Raw genomic sequence first — 13,951 nt, forward strand, 5'->3', positions numbered from 1 at the left:
GAAATTGATAGGTGAACAGAGACCCAGCATTACGGCACTTCAGGGTGCCCGTCTGCCAAGGGCGCTGGTACGCAAGACGTCCAATGCTGTCGGCCACAAGCCGGGAGTACGACGCAAGTAGAAAGTAGAGATGTCATGGCGGGACAGAAGATCCGCATTCGACTCAAGTCGTATGACCACGAGGTCATTGATAGCTCAGCGCGCAAGATCGTGGATACGGTCACCCGCGCGGGCGCAACCGTGATCGGCCCCGTGCCGCTCCCCACGGAAAAGAACGTGATCGCTGTGATCCGTTCGCCGCACAAGTACAAGGACAGCCGCGAGCACTTTGAGAAGCGCACGCACAAGCGCCTGATCGACATCGTCGATCCCACCCCGAAGGCCGTCGATTCGCTCATGCGTCTCGATCTCCCGGCCGATGTCAACATCGAGATCAAGCTCTAAGGGGGGATCCAGACATGACTGCAGTACGTAATGTGAAGGGTCTCCTGGGCACCAAGCTCGGCATGACTCAGGTATGGGACGAGGACGGCAAGGTCGTTCCCGTTACCGTCATCGAGGTGGCGCCTAACGTTGTCACCCAGATCCGTACCCCCGAGGTCGACGGCTACAGCGCCGTTCAGATCGCCGCGGGTCAGATCGATCCCCGCAAGGTGAACCAGCCCTCGGCTGGTCACTTCGAGAAGGCCGGCGTGACGCCGCGCCGCCACATCACCGAGATCCGCACCGCCGACGCTGCTGAGTACAGCCTCGGTCAGGAGCTCACCATCGAGGGCGCATTCGAAGCCGGTCAGAAGATCGACGTCGTTGGCACTTCGAAGGGTAAGGGCTTCGCGGGCGCCATGAAGCGTCACAACTTCAAGGGCGTTGGCGCTTCGCACGGTGCACACCGCAACCACCGTAAGCCTGGCTCCGTCGGTGGCGCAGCAACTCCTGGTCGCGTCTTCCGCGGCAAGAAGATGCCTGGCCGTATGGGTACCGATCGCGTGACCGTGCAGAACCTCACCGTTCAGGCGATCGACGCCGAGAAGGGCCTCATCCTCGTTAAGGGTGCAGTTCCCGGTGCGCGTGGTCGTCTCGTTTTCGTCCGCAACGCAGTGAAGGGGGCGTAGTTCATGGCTACCGCTACCAAGCTCGAGGTTTTCGACGCGAAGGGCAAGAAGGCTGGGTCGGTTGACCTTCCCGAGGCTATCTTCGGCGCTGAGACCAACGTTCCGCTGATCCACCAGGTGGTCACGGCACAGCTGGCTGCTGCCCGTCAGGGTACGCACAAGACCAAGACCCGTGGCGAGCGCTCGGGTTCCGGCGTCAAGCCGTTCAAGCAGAAGGGCACTGGCCGTGCACGCCAGGGCTCGGTCCGCATGCCGCAGCACCGCGGCGGTGGCATCGTCCACGGGCCCGTGCCCCGCGATTACTCGCAGCGCACCCCCAAGAAGATGATCGCTGCTGCACTCGTTGGCCTGCTCTCGGACCGCGCACGCGCGAACCGTCTGCACGTCGTCGAGGGCTTCGGCATCGCTGACAAGCCGAGCACCAAGACCGCGCGCGAGTTCCTCGCACAGGTCGCACCGGGCAACCGCGTGCTCGTGGTCGTAGACCGCGAAGACGTGCTCACCGTGCTCAGCGTTCAGAACCTTCCGAACGTTCACGTGCTGTTCCACGATCAGCTCAACGCCTACGACGTTGTCGTCAGTGACGATCTCGTCTTCACCAAGGCAGCTTTCGACGCGTTCGTCGAGGGTCGCGCCGTTAAGGAGGACTCGAAGTGAGCATGAACAAGGCTGCGCACGACGTCATCATCCGCCCGATCGTCTCGGAGAAGAGCTACGGCCTCATCGACGCAAACGGACAGTACACCTTCGAGGTTGCTCCCACCGCGTCGAAGACTGAGATCAAGCTCGCCATCGAGTCGGTATTCGGTGTGAAGGTCGCAAAGATCAACACCCTGAACCGCAAGGGCAAGACCCGCCGCACGAAGTTTGGCCTCGGCAAGCGCAAGGACACCAAGCGCGCCATCGTCACGCTGAAGTCGGGCTCCATCGACATCTTCACGGCTGCGCTGTAGAAGGGGCGAGAAGGAACACAACATGGCAATTCGCAAGTACAAGCCGACGACCCCCGGTCGTCGCGGGTCGAGCGTTGCTGATTTCGCTGAGATCACGCGCTCCACGCCCGAGAAGTCGCTGCTGCGTCCGCTCCCCAAGACGGGTGGCCGCAACAACCAGGGCCGTATCACGACCCGTCACATCGGTGGTGGCCACAAGCGCCAGTACCGCGTCATCGACTTCCGTCGCAATGACAAGGACGGCGTCAACGCCCGCGTAGCGCACATCGAGTACGATCCCAACCGCACCGCGCGCATCGCGCTGCTGCACTTTGAGGACGGCACGAAGCGTTACATCATCGCTCCGAACAAGCTCAAGCAGGGCGACATCGTCGAGTCGGGTGCCGGCTCGGACATCAAGCCCGGCAACAACATGCCGCTGAAGAACATCCCCACGGGTACTGTTATTCACGCCATTGAGCTGAAGCCCGGTGGGGGAGCGAAGCTCGCTCGTTCCGCTGGTTCCTCGGTTCGCCTCGTGGCGAAGGATGGCCCCTACGCCCAGCTGCGTCTCCCCTCGGGCGAGATCCGCAACGTCGACGCGCGCTGCCGCGCGACCGTCGGCGAGGTCGGCAACGCTGAGCAGTCGAACATCAACTGGGGTAAGGCCGGCCGTATGCGCTGGAAGGGCGTCCGCCCGACCGTGCGTGGTGTCGTCATGAACCCGGTGGATCACCCCCACGGTGGTGGCGAAGGCCGCACCTCGGGTGGCCGTCACCCGGTTAGCCCCTGGGGCCAGAAGGAAGGCCGTACGCGCCGTCCGAACAAGGAAAGCGACAAGCTCATTGTGCGCCGCCGTAACGCTGGCAAGAAGCGCTAGTCGGCAGGTAGGAGAATAGAAGATGCCTCGTAGTCTCAAGAAGGGCCCCTTCGTCGACAACCACCTGCTGAACAAGGTGGTCGTACAGAACGAAGCTGGCACCAAGAACGTGATCAAGACCTGGTCGCGCCGCTCGATGATCATCCCCGCAATGCTGGGACACACCATCGCAGTGCACGACGGTCGGAAGCACATCCCCGTATTCGTCACCGAAACCATGGTTGGACACAAGCTGGGCGAGTTCGCCCCGACTCGTACCTTCCGTGGCCACGTGAAGGACGACAAGAAGGGCCGTCGCCGCTAACGCGGTGACGTGAAGGAGGAAGAGAAATGGTGGAATCGATCGCACGCGTGCGTCATATCCGCATCACCCCCCAGAAGGCCCGTCGTGTCGTTGACCTGGTTCGTGGCAAGAACGCGCAGGAGGCACTCGCCATCCTGAAGTTCGCGCCCCAGGCTGCCGCTGAGCCCGTGTTCAAGCTCGTCGCTTCGGCGATCGCGAACGCACGTGTGAAGGCTGACGCTGAGAACCTGCGCCTCAACGAGGACGAGCTCGTCATTGCACGCGCATTCGTGGACGAGGGTGCAACGCTCAAGCGTTTCCGCCCCCGTGCACAGGGCCGCGCGTTCCGTATCAACAAGCGCACCAGCCACATCACGGTCGTTCTGCAGACCGCTGATGAGCTGGCAGCTCAGAAGGGAGCCTAAGGAATGGGCCAGAAGATTCATCCCTACGGCTTCCGCCTCGGGATTACAACCGACCACGTGTCGCGTTGGTTCTCGGACTCGACGAAGAAGGGCCAGCGTTACGCTGACTACCTCGCCGAGGACATCAAGATCCGCCAGCACCTGCAGGTCCAGCTGGACCGCGCCGGTGTCTCGCGTGTTGAGATCGAGCGCACCCGCGACCGCGTCCGCGTAGACATCCACACTGCTCGCCCCGGCATCGTTATCGGTCGCCGCGGTGCAGAGGCAGAGCGGATCCGCGCTGACCTCGAGAAGCTCACCGGCAAGCAGATCCAGCTGAACATCCTCGAGGTCAAGAACCCCGAGGCTGACGCTCAGCTCGTCGCTCAGGGCATCGCCGAGCAGCTCGCTGCTCGTGTGGCGTTCCGTCGCGCGATGCGCAAGGGGCTCCAGGGCGCACAGCGCGCTGGCGCCAAGGGCGTCCGTATCCAGGTCTCCGGCCGTCTTGGCGGCGCTGAGATGAGCCGTTCGGAGTTCTACCGTGAGGGTCGCGTGCCGCTGCACACGCTCCGCGCGAACATCGACTACGGCTTCTACGAGGCGAAGACCACCTTCGGCCGCATCGGCGTGAAGGTCTGGATCTACAAGGGCGACCTGACGAACAAGGAGCTCGCTCGTGAGCAGGCGGCCCAGAAGCCGTCTCGCGAGCGTGGCGATCGCCGCCGTGCGCCCCGTGGCGCGCAGGCTGAGGCTGCACCCGCTGCAGCAGGAGCGGAGAAGTAACCAATGCTGATTCCCCGTCGAGTCAAGTACCGCAAGCAGCATCACCCGAGCCGCAGCGGTCAGTCCAAGGGTGGCAACACTGTCACCTTCGGTGAGTTCGGTATTCAGGCGCTCAGCCCCGCTTACGTGACGAACCGTCAGATCGAGTCCGCTCGTATCGCCATGACGCGTCACATCAAGCGTGGCGGCAAGGTGTGGATCAACATCTACCCTGACCGTCCGCTGACCAAGAAGCCCGCTGAAACCCGCATGGGTTCCGGTAAGGGCTCACCCGAGTGGTGGGTTGCGAATGTCAAGCCGGGCCGCGTCCTCTTCGAGGTCGCCGGTGTCGATGAGGAGCTCGCGCGTGAGGCACTGACCCGTGCCATCCACAAGCTGCCCCTCAAGGCCCGCATTATTAAGCGCGAGGAGGGCGACGCGTAATGGCGATCGGAACCAAGGAACTGGCTGTCACCGAGCTTGACAGCTTCGAAAACGAGCGTCTCGCGGAGGAGCTGAAGAAGGCTAAGGCCGAGCTCTTCAACCTGCGTTTCCAGTCGGCCACCGGCCAGCTTGAGAACCACGGGCGCGTACGTCAGGTGAAGCGCGACATCGCTCGCATCTACACCGTGCTCCGCGAGCGCGAGCTCGGCATTCGGGTCACCCCGGCCGCCGAGCCCGCGAAGAAGGCTTCTGCGAAGAAGTCGTCCACCAAGAAGACCGAGCAGGCGCCCGCCGCCGCTGAGACGAAGGAGGCCTAAGAATGGCTGAGGTCGAGAAGGAACAGCGACCGTATCGCAAGGCGCGCCGTGGCTACGTCGTCAGCGACAAGATGGATAAGACCATCGTCGTTGAGGTCGAGGATCGCGTGAAGCACCCGCTCTACGGCAAGGTCATGCGTCGCTCATCGAAGGTGAAGGCCCACGACGAGCAGAACACCGCCGGCATCGGCGATCTCGTACTCATCCACGAGACCCGCCCGCTCAGCGCTTCGAAGCGCTGGCGTCTGGTCGAGATCCTCGAGAAGGCGAAGTAAGCGCCCCGCGCTTACTGACTGAAGGAGTAGCAAGTGATTCAGCAGGAATCCCGACTCAAGGTTGCCGATAACACCGGCGCCAAGGAGTTGCTTACCATCCGTGTCCTCGGGGGCTCAGGACGTCGTTACGCAGGTCTCGGCGACACCATCGTCGCGACCGTGAAGGACGCGATCCCCGGCGGCAACGTCAAGAAGGGTGAGGTCGTCAAGGCCGTCATCGTTCGTACCCGCAAGTCGACCCGTCGCGTTGACGGTTCGTACATCAGCTTCGACGAGAACGCCGCCGTCATCCTGAAGGCAGACGGGGAGCCCCGCGGCACCCGTATCTTCGGACCGGTTGGCCGTGAGCTTCGCGACAAGAAGTTCATGAAGATCGTCTCGCTCGCACCGGAGGTGATCTAGTCCTATGGCTGCAAAGATCAAGAAGGGTGACCTCGTAGAGGTCATCTCGGGCCCGACCCAGGAGCGCGGTGGATACCGTGGCAAGCAGGGTCGTGTTCTCGAAGTTCTCACCGAGACCGACCGCCTGGTCGTCGAAGGCGTGAACTACGTCACCAAGCACGTCCGCGTCGGCCAGTCCGACCGCGGGACGAAGGAGGGTGGCATCGAGACCGTTGAGGCTCCCATCCACGTGTCGAACGTTGCTGTCGTTGACCCCTCGACCAAGAAGCCCACTCGCGTTGGCTTCCGCGTCGAAGAGGTTGAGAAGGACGGCAAGAAGAAGACGGTTCGCGTGCGTTACGCGAAGTCGTCTGGGAAGGACCTCTAATGTCTGAAGCTGCTGTAGCGGCTGGCAAAATCCAGCCTCGCTTGAAGCAGAAGTACCGCGGCGAAATCGTCCCGGCACTCCGTGAAGAGTTCTCCTACGCAAACGTCATGCAGGTTCCCGGTCTCGTGAAGATCGTCGTGAACACTGGCGTCGGCGAGGCAGCTCGTGACAGCAAGGTGATCGAGGGTGCGATTGCAGACCTCGTCAAGATCACCGGTCAGAAGCCCAAGGTCACCCTGGCCCGCAAGTCCATCGCGCAGTTCAAGCTGCGTGAGGGTCAGGCCATCGGCGCGCACGTCACTCTCCGTGGCGATCGTGCCTGGGAATTCCTTGATCGTCTCGTGAACCTCGCACTGCCCCGTATCCGCGATTTCCGCGGACTTTCGGACCAGCAGTTCGACGGTGCGGGCAACTACACGTTCGGTTTGACCGAGCAGAGTGTGTTCCACGAGATCGATCAGGATAAGATTGATCGCGTGCGTGGTTTTGACATCACCATTGTCACCACCGCAAAGACTGACGACGAGGGTCGCGCGCTGTTGAAGGCGCTCGGCTTCCCGTTCAAGGCCGACAACTAAATAGTCCAAGCGGATAGGGTGCCCGGGGCCTCCCCGGGTACCCCGTTCGCGTGTCACCCAGGTCGCGACCCGTGTAACGGGTCGTGAAACCAGGCGAGAAAGAAAGAGTCAATCATGACGATGACTGATCCGGTAGCAGACATGCTTACCCGGTTGCGCAACGCTAATAGCGCACATCATGACGACGTTTCGCTTCCCGGCTCAAAGCTGAAGGAGCGGATCGCCGAGATCCTCAAGCGTGAGGGCTACATCAGCGACTGGAAGGTCGAGGCGGCTCGCGTCGGCACGACCCTCACCATGACGCTGAAGTACGGACCGAACCGCGAGGCTTCGATCGAGGGCCTCAAGCGCGTCTCGAAGCCCGGCCTCCGCGTGTACGCGGGCTCGGCTGAGATTCCGAGCGTGCTCGGTGGCCTCGGCATTGCGATCCTGTCCACCTCTTCGGGGCTCCTCACGGACCGCGAGGCCGAGCAGAAGGGCGTGGGCGGCGAAGTGCTGGCCTACGTGTGGTAAGCCGTCATGTCACGTATTGGAAAGCTTCCCATCGCCATCCCCGGCGGTGTAGATGTCAAGATCGATGGCCAGCAGGTCACGGTCAAGGGTTCGAAGGGTGAGCTGTCGCTCGTCGTCGCAGAGCCCATTCGCGTCGCAGTCGAGGACGGCCAGATCCTGGTCACCCGTCCCAACGACGAGCGCGAGTCCCGAGCGCTGCACGGCCTGAGCCGTACGCTCATCAACAACAACATCATTGGTGTGACCGAGGGCTACGCTAAGCAGCTCGAGGTTGTTGGCACCGGCTACCGTGTGCAGCAGAAGGGCGCGGACCTCGAGCTCGCACTCGGCTTCTCGCACCCCGTGTCGTTCACCGCTCCTGAGGGCATCACGCTCGTCGTCGAGGGCGCCAACAAGATCACCGTCAGCGGCATCTCGAAGCAGGCAGTCGGTGAGGCCGCAGCGAACATCCGCAAGCTGAAGAAGCCGGAACCCTACAAGGGCAAGGGCATTCGTTACGCTGACGAGGTTGTTCGTCGCAAGGCTGGAAAGGCTGGTAAGTAACCATGGCCGCTAACATCACCCGTGCAAAGGGTCGTTCGGCTGCGCGCGTTCGCCGCCACGCCCGTCTGCGCAAGAAGATTGTCGGCACCGAACTGCGTCCCCGTCTCTCGGTGACCCGCTCGTCGCGCCACGTATTCGTGCAGGTCATCGACGACTCGAAGGGCCACACCGTGGCATCGGCGTCGACGATGGAAGCAGATCTCCGTGCATTCGACGGTGACAAGACCGCTAAGGCCCGCAAGGTCGGCGAGCTCGTCGCAGAGCGTGCAAAGGCTGCTGGTGTCGAGGCTGTTGTCTTCGACCGTGGCGGTAGCAAGTACGCAGGCCGTGTCGCTGCGATCGCCGAGGGCGCTCGCGAGGGAGGTCTGACACTGTGAGCAACGAAACGAAGGAGCAGGAAGTGACTGCTGAGGCTCAGACAGAGGCTCCGGCCGCTGAGGCGCAGAACAGCGATCACCGCAACGAGCCCCGTGAGCAGCGTCGCGGTAGCCGCGACCGCGGCACCCGTGGCGAGCGTGGCGGCGGCCGCGACCGCGCCGAGAGCCAGTTCCTCGAGCGCGTCGTAACCATCAACCGCGTGTCGAAGGTCGTCAAGGGCGGCCGTCGCTTCAGCTTCACCGCGCTCGTCGTGGTTGGCGATGGCAACGGCACCGTCGGCGTCGGCTACGGGAAGGCGAAGGAAGTTCCCCTCGCAATCTCGAAGGGCGTCGAAGAGGCGAAGAAGAACTTCTTCCGCGTGCCGCGCGTCGGCAGCACGATCCCGCACCCGGTGCAGGGCGAGGCCGCAGCCGGCGTCGTTCTTCTCCGTCCGGCAGCTGCTGGTACCGGTGTTATCGCCGGTGGCCCGGTTCGCGCCGTACTCGAGTGCGCTGGCATCCACGACGTCCTGAGCAAGTCGCTCGGCTCGTCGAACACCCTGAACATCGTGCATGCGACCGTTGAGGCGCTGCGTCAGCTCGAGGAGCCCCGCTCCGTCGCAGCTCGTCGTGGTCTCGACTTCGACCGCGTCGCTCCGGCTCGCCTCGTGCGCGCTGAGGCGAAGGCTGCGGCCGACGCTGCCGCTAAGGCAAAGGCAGGTGCGTAATGGCTAAGAGCCTGAAGATTACGCAGACGAAGTCCGTGATCAGTGAGAAGCAGAACCAGCGCGACACGCTGCGCAGCCTTGGTCTCCGCAAGATCGGCCAGACGGTCGTTCGCGAGGACACCCAGGCGAACCGCGGCTACGTCCGTGCGGTTGCTCACCTGGTCCAGGTTGAGGAGATCGACGAATGAGCGAGAACAACGAAGAGCGCGGCGCCGTGCTGAAGGCACACCACCTTCGCCCGGCTGCTGGTTCGAAGACTGCTAAGACCCGCGTTGGTCGTGGTGAGGCGTCCAAGGGTAAGACCGCTGGTCGCGGCACCAAGGGCACCAAGGCGCGCTACCAGGTCAAGGCTGGCTTCGAGGGTGGCCAGATGCCACTGCACATGCGTACCCCGAAGCTGCGCGGGTTCAAGAACCCGTTCCGCACCGAGTACCAGGTTGTGAACGTCGCCAAGCTCGAAGAGCTGTACCCGAACGGTGGCGAGGTCACGATCGAGGATCTCGTCGCAAAGGGTGCCGTGCGCAAGAACCAGCCCGTCAAGGTGCTGGGCAACGGTGACCTGAAGGTCAAGCTCTCCGTTCAGGTCGACAAGGTCTCCGGCTCTGCAGCCGAGAAGATTGTCGCCGCTGGCGGTGAAGTGAAGTAACATCCGAGTTTCACTCGGGTGAATATGGGGGTGTTGGGGAGCACGTTTGGCTCCCCAACACCCCCTTTTCGTTCACCAGCACGCATCGCACGTGTAGGCTGGTCTAGTTGCTCCTCGCAGGCACTCGCCTGCGAACTATCCAGGAGGCTAAGTTTTGTTCAGCGCCATTGGACGGATCTTCCGTACCCCCGACCTCCGTCGGAAGATCGTTTTTACGCTCGGAATCGTCGCACTGTTCCGGCTCGGTTCGTTTATCCCTACGCCGTTTGTTGACTTCAACAACGTCCAGGCCTGCCTTGCCTCGAACAAGGGCGACGGTACCGCCGGTCTCTACGACATGGTCAACCTCTTTAGCGGCGGCGCACTCCTGCAGCTTTCGATCTTCGCGCTCGGCATCATGCCGTACATTACTGCGTCGATCATCACGCAGCTCCTGCGCGTGGTCATTCCGCACTTCGAGACTCTCCACAAGGAGGGCCAGGCGGGCCAGGCGAAGCTCACGCAGTACACCCGTTACTTGACGATCGCGCTTGCAGTGCTGCAGTCGACGACGCTCATCACGGTCGCGCGTTCGGGCCAGCTCTTCGGCTCAGCCGTCAACCAGGCCTGCCAGAACCTCGTCGCGCAGGAGTGGTGGGCGATCCTCATCATGATCATCACGATGACCGCCGGCACCGGCCTCATCATGTGGTTCGGTGAGCTCATCACCGAGCGCGGCGTCGGCAACGGCATGTCGCTTCTCATCTTCACCTCGATCGCCGCGAGCTTCCCGGGTGCCCTCTGGGTCATCAAGGAGCAGCGCGGCTGGGAGGTCTTCTTCTTCGTTATTCTCGTCGGCATGGTCGTCATTGGCGCTGTCGTGTTCGTCGAGCAGTCCCAGCGCCGTATCCCGGTGCAGTACGCGAAGCGCGTTGTCGGACGCCGCACCTATGGCGGTTCGAGCACGTACATTCCGATCAAGGTGAACATGGCCGGCGTGATCCCGGTGATCTTCGCCTCGGCGATCCTCTACCTCCCGATGCTCATTGCGCAGTTCAACCAGCCGAAGGCTGGCGAGGAGCCCGCCGCATGGATCGTGTGGGTGCAGAACAACCTGGTGTACGGCGATCAGCCGCTGTACATGCTCGTGTTCTTCCTGCTCGTCATCGGGTTCACCTTCTTCTACGTCCAGATCACCTTCAACCCTGAAGAGGTTGCGGACAACATGAAGAAGTACTCGGGCTTCATCCCTGGCATCCGTGCCGGCCGCCCGACCGCCGAGTACCTGAACTACGTGCTGACGCGCATCACCAGCGCAGGCTCGCTCTACCTCGGCATCATCGCGCTGCTTCCCCTCGTGGCGCTCTCGTTCTTCGGCGCAAACCAGAACTTCCCGTTCGGCGGCGCGTCGATCCTGATTATCGTTGGCGTTGGACTTGAGACTGTCAAGCAGATTGACGCTCAGCTCCAGCAGCGCCACTACGAAGGACTTCTCAAGTGACAGTAACTCGACTTCTCATCATTGGCCCTCCCGGTGCGGGCAAGGGCACCCAGGCGTCCAAGATCGCCGAAGCGTACGGCATCCCTGCGATTTCGACGGGGGACATCTTCCGCGCGAACATCAAGGGCGGCACCGAGCTTGGCCAGCGCGTGCAGGCAATCATCGAGTCGGGCGAGCTCGTTCCCGACTCGCTGACGAACGAGATCGTTCAGGATCGCCTGCAGCAGGACGACGCGGCTGGCGGATTCCTGCTCGACGGGTACCCGCGCAATGTTGAGCAGGTCGAGGCGCTCGACGGCATGCTCGAGGGCGACGCGCTCGACGCGGTCGTGCTGCTCGAGGCCGACACGGACGAGGTCGTCGCGCGACTGTTGAAGCGCGCGGAGATCGAGGGTCGCGCCGACGATACCGAAGAGGTCATTCGTCACCGCCAGGACATCTACGCAGAGCAGACCGCGCCGCTCATCGAGCTCTTCACGAAGCGTGGGATCCTCGTGAGCGTCGACGGCCTGGGCGGCATCGACGAGGTCGCCGAGCGCATCGCTGGCGCCCTCAGCGCAAAGCTGGGCCGCTAGGAATGTCGCGTCGCGGGTTCCTCCGCCGTTCGATTTACAAGTCGCCGGCGCAGCTCAGGCTCATGATTGAGCCCGGGCTCGCCGCGGTCGACGCTCTCGCTGCGATGCGTGCAGCCGTGAAGCCAGGGATCACCACGCTCGAGCTCGACGCGATCGCCGAGGCGGCGATTCGTGCGCGCGGCGGTGAACCGAACTTCATGCTCGAACCCGGGTATCGCCACACCATCTGCGCAAACGTGAACGCCGATGTGGTCCACGCGATCCCGACGGACAGGCCGCTTGAGCCTGGCGACATCGTCTCGCTCGACGTCGGCGCCGTTATCGGCGGCTGGCACAGCGACGCCGCATTCACCGCGGTCATTCCCGATCCCGCGCGGCCGGAGCTCACCGAGTCGAACGAAAAGCTTTCGCACGTCACCGAGCAGGCCATGTGGCAGGGGATCGCGCGGCTCGCGCGCGCGACGCACCTCAACGAGGTCGGCGAGGCGGTCCAGAACTACGTGCGCAAGCACAGCGACTACGGCGTGCTCGAGGACTACATCGGTCACGGCATTGGCCGGAGCATGCACGAGGATCCGCCCGTGTTCAACGTCGCGGTGCCGAAGCGCGGTCCCGAGGTCAAGCCCGGGCTCGTCGTTGCCATCGAGCCGATCATCTCGGCCGGCACGATCGACACTGTCGTCCAGGACGATGACTGGACAGTGTCCATCGCCGACGGCGCGATGAGCGCCCAGTGGGAACACTCGGTCGCCATTCACGAGGGCGGCATCTGGGTGCTGACCGCACCGGACGGGGGAGCCGCAGGACTCGCCCAGTTCGGGATCACCCCGACCCCGATCGCCTAGCGCCCGACCTGTGCTACGGCTGAGCGCCGCCACCCATTGGGTAGCGGCGCTCAGCCGTTCTCACGTGACGCGCTAGCTGAAGACGGGCAGCGCGGGCCACCCGCGTTGTAGCGCCGCCCATTCCGCGGCGAACGCGTCCCGAAGGCGCCGCGGCTGCCAGCTGGAGTCGCGAAGCTCGCCGGGAAGCAGGGGGTCAACGGCGAGGGCCCGGTCGAGGCCCTCGGAGAGCTGCAGTGCGCGCGCCGTCGCGGCGACCCCATCGAGAGGGCTAGCCGCCGGGACCGCGAGCACCTTCGCGAGAGGAGCGTACGCGGCGAGCGTCGCCTCGGCGGGCCACAGTGCCTCCGCGATCTGCCGTGGTGTGCTGGCTCCAGGAATGGCGAGATCCGCGGTCGTGCCTCGTACAAGCCACCGGTCGAGGATGCTGGGCGCGACCGCTCCGGCAAGTTCTTCGGAGAGCTCGTGCGGGCTCACGTACATTCCGGCGACGACGGGCGCTGCCCCGAGCCAGGTGAGCGCGGCCCGAAGCGCATCGCGCTCCGCACGTGCGGGCTCTGGCACCGAAAAGGCGTACAGGTGCCAGGCCCCATCCCATGGCGCGGCGCCTGCGTCCTGTGCGAATGCAAACGCGACGAGTGCGCCATCCCGGCGCGACCGGGCGCGCGCGTCTGAGGTCCGCTCGATCCTCCCGGCGCGACCCCTGCCGACCTGCGTGAGCTCGCCGGCGGACTGCATGCGACGCAGCGTGAGGCGCACCGTCTGTTCGGGGATCCCGAGGGCCAGGCCGACGTCGTAGACGGCCGCGAGCTGCGCCGCGCCAGCCGCGTCAAACGATCCCTCGATGAGCGTGCGGGCGGACACAGAGATGAGGGGTGGCTTCACCTCGCAGCCGCCTTAGGGTCGCGCTCGATGGACTCCCATGGGTACCCGTGGCGCCGGAACGCGGCGGCGATCGCGAGCTTGCCGCCCTCGACGTCGTCGTGAAACAGGATCCGCCCCTCGGGGGACTCGATTCGCACCTTGCCGCCCCTCGCATACACGCCGCCGACCTGGCCGCGCTCGATGATGCGGGTGTCGTCGCCCTCGGTGACAGTGATCTCCTCATCGGTGAGGACCAGCGTTGCGGCCTCGTGGGTGATGAAGAACGCGATGGTGAGACCGACGAGGCCGAGTGCGGCGGGCCGGCCGATCACCATGAGGGGCGAGTCGATTGAGCCGATGGCCTCCAGCACGGTGAAGTAGGGGATGGGCCACGATGCGGCGTGTTGGAGGAGCCAGGGGAGTGCGACACCAAGCCCGACGCCGGCCGCGCCGAGCACCGCCCAGACGAGCAGCTTGGTGCGGGGTGTCATCTTGAGCGTTGTCGCGTCGCCGCTCTGCTGACCGGTCGTCATGTCAGTTCCAAGTTATCGTTCACGAAACGATCGTATCATTAGCGATAGATTTGGGGTTGGGGTTGGGGTTGGGGTTGGGGTTGGGGTTGGGGTTGGGGTTGGGGCGGGGCCGCGG

Annotated in this window: 25 protein-coding genes; 23 read left to right on the top strand and 2 right to left on the bottom strand. The window is 63.9% G+C overall.

The window, feature by feature from the left end; genetic code table 11:
* Window positions 1-135: 135 nt before the first annotated feature.
* From rpsJ to map, 23 genes are all read left to right on the top strand, one after another.
* Entirely contained in the window at window positions 136-444 is a 309-nt protein-coding gene (gene rpsJ, locus BJ960_RS04790; protein ID WP_010156393.1) for a 30S ribosomal protein S10, read from the top strand.
* A 14-nt stretch (window positions 445-458) separates the two neighbouring features.
* On the top strand, window positions 459-1,112 hold the full coding sequence (gene rplC, locus BJ960_RS04795; RefSeq protein WP_121078632.1) for a 50S ribosomal protein L3: 654 nt from the start codon (window positions 459-461) through the stop codon (window positions 1,110-1,112).
* A gap of 3 nt (window positions 1,113-1,115) precedes the next feature.
* On the top strand, window positions 1,116-1,769 hold the full coding sequence (gene rplD / locus BJ960_RS04800) for a 50S ribosomal protein L4 (RefSeq protein ID WP_119281526.1): 654 nt from the start codon (window positions 1,116-1,118) through the stop codon (window positions 1,767-1,769).
* A gap of 2 nt (window positions 1,770-1,771) precedes the next feature.
* Entirely contained in the window at window positions 1,772-2,065 is a 294-nt protein-coding gene (gene rplW / locus BJ960_RS04805) for a 50S ribosomal protein L23 (protein ID WP_183075415.1), read from the top strand.
* Between the two features lie 22 nt (window positions 2,066-2,087).
* Window positions 2,088-2,924, top strand: coding sequence for a 50S ribosomal protein L2 (gene rplB, locus BJ960_RS04810; RefSeq protein WP_119281524.1), 837 nt, complete (start codon window positions 2,088-2,090; stop codon window positions 2,922-2,924).
* 22 nt (window positions 2,925-2,946) lie between these two features.
* Entirely contained in the window at window positions 2,947-3,228 is a 282-nt protein-coding gene (rpsS, locus tag BJ960_RS04815) for a 30S ribosomal protein S19 (protein WP_025133706.1), read from the top strand.
* A gap of 26 nt (window positions 3,229-3,254) precedes the next feature.
* A complete protein-coding gene (gene rplV, locus BJ960_RS04820; RefSeq protein WP_119281523.1) occupies window positions 3,255-3,632 on the top strand; it encodes a 50S ribosomal protein L22 in 378 nt (125 codons plus the stop codon).
* 3 nt (window positions 3,633-3,635) lie between these two features.
* Window positions 3,636-4,394, top strand: a complete 759-nt coding sequence (gene rpsC, locus BJ960_RS04825) for a 30S ribosomal protein S3 (protein WP_121078630.1) — start codon at window positions 3,636-3,638, stop codon at window positions 4,392-4,394.
* 3 nt (window positions 4,395-4,397) lie between these two features.
* Entirely contained in the window at window positions 4,398-4,817 is a 420-nt protein-coding gene (gene rplP / locus BJ960_RS04830) for a 50S ribosomal protein L16 (RefSeq protein ID WP_119281522.1), read from the top strand.
* Window positions 4,817-5,134: a 50S ribosomal protein L29 gene (rpmC, locus tag BJ960_RS16980; RefSeq protein WP_119281521.1), complete on the top strand. Its 318-nt coding sequence runs from the start codon at window positions 4,817-4,819 to the stop codon at window positions 5,132-5,134. The genes rplP and rpmC overlap by 1 nt, the downstream gene beginning before the upstream one ends.
* 2 nt (window positions 5,135-5,136) lie before the next feature.
* Complete coding sequence (rpsQ, locus tag BJ960_RS04840) at window positions 5,137-5,409, top strand: 30S ribosomal protein S17 (RefSeq protein ID WP_119281520.1); 273 nt, start codon at window positions 5,137-5,139, stop codon at window positions 5,407-5,409.
* Between the two features lie 33 nt (window positions 5,410-5,442).
* Complete coding sequence (rplN, locus tag BJ960_RS04845) at window positions 5,443-5,811, top strand: 50S ribosomal protein L14 (RefSeq protein ID WP_059063306.1); 369 nt, start codon at window positions 5,443-5,445, stop codon at window positions 5,809-5,811.
* 4 nt (window positions 5,812-5,815) lie between these two features.
* The gene (rplX, locus tag BJ960_RS04850) at window positions 5,816-6,178 is read left to right on the top strand and encodes a 50S ribosomal protein L24 (RefSeq protein ID WP_121078628.1); all 363 of its coding nucleotides are present in this window, start codon (window positions 5,816-5,818) and stop codon (window positions 6,176-6,178) included.
* On the top strand, window positions 6,178-6,756 hold the full coding sequence (gene rplE, locus BJ960_RS04855) for a 50S ribosomal protein L5 (RefSeq protein ID WP_121078626.1): 579 nt from the start codon (window positions 6,178-6,180) through the stop codon (window positions 6,754-6,756). Before rplX ends, rplE begins: the two co-directional genes overlap by 1 nt.
* A gap of 114 nt (window positions 6,757-6,870) precedes the next feature.
* The gene (rpsH, locus tag BJ960_RS04860; RefSeq protein ID WP_121078624.1) at window positions 6,871-7,269 is read left to right on the top strand and encodes a 30S ribosomal protein S8; all 399 of its coding nucleotides are present in this window, start codon (window positions 6,871-6,873) and stop codon (window positions 7,267-7,269) included.
* A 6-nt stretch (window positions 7,270-7,275) separates the two neighbouring features.
* Window positions 7,276-7,812: a 50S ribosomal protein L6 gene (rplF, locus tag BJ960_RS04865; protein ID WP_185986474.1), complete on the top strand. Its 537-nt coding sequence runs from the start codon at window positions 7,276-7,278 to the stop codon at window positions 7,810-7,812.
* 2 nt (window positions 7,813-7,814) lie between these two features.
* Window positions 7,815-8,189, top strand: coding sequence for a 50S ribosomal protein L18 (rplR, locus tag BJ960_RS04870; RefSeq protein ID WP_185986475.1), 375 nt, complete (start codon window positions 7,815-7,817; stop codon window positions 8,187-8,189).
* Entirely contained in the window at window positions 8,186-8,896 is a 711-nt protein-coding gene (gene rpsE, locus BJ960_RS04875) for a 30S ribosomal protein S5 (RefSeq protein WP_121078618.1), read from the top strand. The genes rplR and rpsE overlap by 4 nt, the downstream gene beginning before the upstream one ends.
* Window positions 8,896-9,084: a 50S ribosomal protein L30 gene (gene rpmD, locus BJ960_RS04880; RefSeq protein ID WP_119281513.1), complete on the top strand. Its 189-nt coding sequence runs from the start codon at window positions 8,896-8,898 to the stop codon at window positions 9,082-9,084. The genes rpsE and rpmD overlap by 1 nt, the downstream gene beginning before the upstream one ends.
* Window positions 9,081-9,542, top strand: coding sequence for a 50S ribosomal protein L15 (gene rplO, locus BJ960_RS04885; RefSeq protein ID WP_119281512.1), 462 nt, complete (start codon window positions 9,081-9,083; stop codon window positions 9,540-9,542). The genes rpmD and rplO overlap by 4 nt, the downstream gene beginning before the upstream one ends.
* Before the next feature lie 154 nt (window positions 9,543-9,696).
* Window positions 9,697-11,022 carry a preprotein translocase subunit SecY gene (gene secY / locus BJ960_RS04890; protein ID WP_185986476.1) on the top strand — a complete coding sequence of 442 codons (1,326 nt, stop codon included), beginning with the start codon at window positions 9,697-9,699 and terminating at the stop codon, window positions 11,020-11,022.
* Window positions 11,019-11,597: an adenylate kinase gene (locus BJ960_RS04895; protein ID WP_121078612.1), complete on the top strand. Its 579-nt coding sequence runs from the start codon at window positions 11,019-11,021 to the stop codon at window positions 11,595-11,597. Before secY ends, BJ960_RS04895 begins: the two co-directional genes overlap by 4 nt.
* A 2-nt stretch (window positions 11,598-11,599) precedes the next feature.
* On the top strand, window positions 11,600-12,442 hold the full coding sequence (gene map, locus BJ960_RS04900; protein ID WP_185986477.1) for a type I methionyl aminopeptidase: 843 nt from the start codon (window positions 11,600-11,602) through the stop codon (window positions 12,440-12,442).
* A gap of 72 nt (window positions 12,443-12,514) precedes the next feature.
* Here the strand turns inward: map and BJ960_RS04905 are convergent, their stop codons facing one another.
* Window positions 12,515-13,324: a PaaX family transcriptional regulator gene (locus BJ960_RS04905; RefSeq protein WP_185986478.1), complete on the bottom strand. Its 810-nt coding sequence runs from the start codon at window positions 13,322-13,324 to the stop codon at window positions 12,515-12,517.
* Window positions 13,321-13,836, bottom strand: a complete 516-nt coding sequence (locus BJ960_RS04910; RefSeq protein ID WP_185986479.1) for a YqeB family protein — start codon at window positions 13,834-13,836, stop codon at window positions 13,321-13,323. The genes BJ960_RS04905 and BJ960_RS04910 overlap by 4 nt, the downstream gene beginning before the upstream one ends.
* Window positions 13,837-13,951: the final 115 nt, after the last annotated feature.

It is taken from the genome of Leucobacter aridicollis, from assembly GCF_013409595.1.
In the GTDB taxonomy this organism is placed as follows: Bacteria; Actinomycetota; Actinomycetes; order Actinomycetales; family Microbacteriaceae; genus Leucobacter; species Leucobacter aridicollis.

Excerpts from the sequence above, each read along its gene's own strand:
- rplC (WP_121078632.1), top strand. The coding sequence starts at position 459 with ATGACTGCAGTACGTAATGTGAAGGGTCTCCTGGGCACCAAGCTCGGC.
- rpsH (WP_121078624.1), top strand. The coding sequence starts at position 6,871 with ATGACGATGACTGATCCGGTAGCAGACATGCTTACCCGGTTGCGCAAC.
- rplR (WP_185986475.1), top strand. The coding sequence starts at position 7,815 with ATGGCCGCTAACATCACCCGTGCAAAGGGTCGTTCGGCTGCGCGCGTT.
- rpsJ (WP_010156393.1), top strand. The coding sequence starts at position 136 with ATGGCGGGACAGAAGATCCGCATTCGACTCAAGTCGTATGACCACGAG.
- rplE (WP_121078626.1), top strand. The coding sequence starts at position 6,178 with ATGTCTGAAGCTGCTGTAGCGGCTGGCAAAATCCAGCCTCGCTTGAAG.
- rplD (WP_119281526.1), top strand. The coding sequence starts at position 1,116 with ATGGCTACCGCTACCAAGCTCGAGGTTTTCGACGCGAAGGGCAAGAAG.
- rplB (WP_119281524.1), top strand. The coding sequence starts at position 2,088 with ATGGCAATTCGCAAGTACAAGCCGACGACCCCCGGTCGTCGCGGGTCG.
- rplV (WP_119281523.1), top strand. The coding sequence starts at position 3,255 with ATGGTGGAATCGATCGCACGCGTGCGTCATATCCGCATCACCCCCCAG.
- rplF (WP_185986474.1), top strand. The coding sequence starts at position 7,276 with ATGTCACGTATTGGAAAGCTTCCCATCGCCATCCCCGGCGGTGTAGAT.
- rpmC (WP_119281521.1), top strand. The coding sequence starts at position 4,817 with ATGGCGATCGGAACCAAGGAACTGGCTGTCACCGAGCTTGACAGCTTC.
- rpsC (WP_121078630.1), top strand. The coding sequence starts at position 3,636 with ATGGGCCAGAAGATTCATCCCTACGGCTTCCGCCTCGGGATTACAACC.
- rplX (WP_121078628.1), top strand. The coding sequence starts at position 5,816 with ATGGCTGCAAAGATCAAGAAGGGTGACCTCGTAGAGGTCATCTCGGGC.
- BJ960_RS04910 (WP_185986479.1), bottom strand. The coding sequence starts at position 13,836 with ATGACGACCGGTCAGCAGAGCGGCGACGCGACAACGCTCAAGATGACA.
- rpsQ (WP_119281520.1), top strand. The coding sequence starts at position 5,137 with ATGGCTGAGGTCGAGAAGGAACAGCGACCGTATCGCAAGGCGCGCCGT.
- map (WP_185986477.1), top strand. The coding sequence starts at position 11,600 with ATGTCGCGTCGCGGGTTCCTCCGCCGTTCGATTTACAAGTCGCCGGCG.
- rpmD (WP_119281513.1), top strand. The coding sequence starts at position 8,896 with ATGGCTAAGAGCCTGAAGATTACGCAGACGAAGTCCGTGATCAGTGAG.
- rplP (WP_119281522.1), top strand. The coding sequence starts at position 4,398 with ATGCTGATTCCCCGTCGAGTCAAGTACCGCAAGCAGCATCACCCGAGC.
- rplO (WP_119281512.1), top strand. The coding sequence starts at position 9,081 with ATGAGCGAGAACAACGAAGAGCGCGGCGCCGTGCTGAAGGCACACCAC.
- rpsS (WP_025133706.1), top strand. The coding sequence starts at position 2,947 with ATGCCTCGTAGTCTCAAGAAGGGCCCCTTCGTCGACAACCACCTGCTG.
- rplW (WP_183075415.1), top strand. The coding sequence starts at position 1,772 with ATGAACAAGGCTGCGCACGACGTCATCATCCGCCCGATCGTCTCGGAG.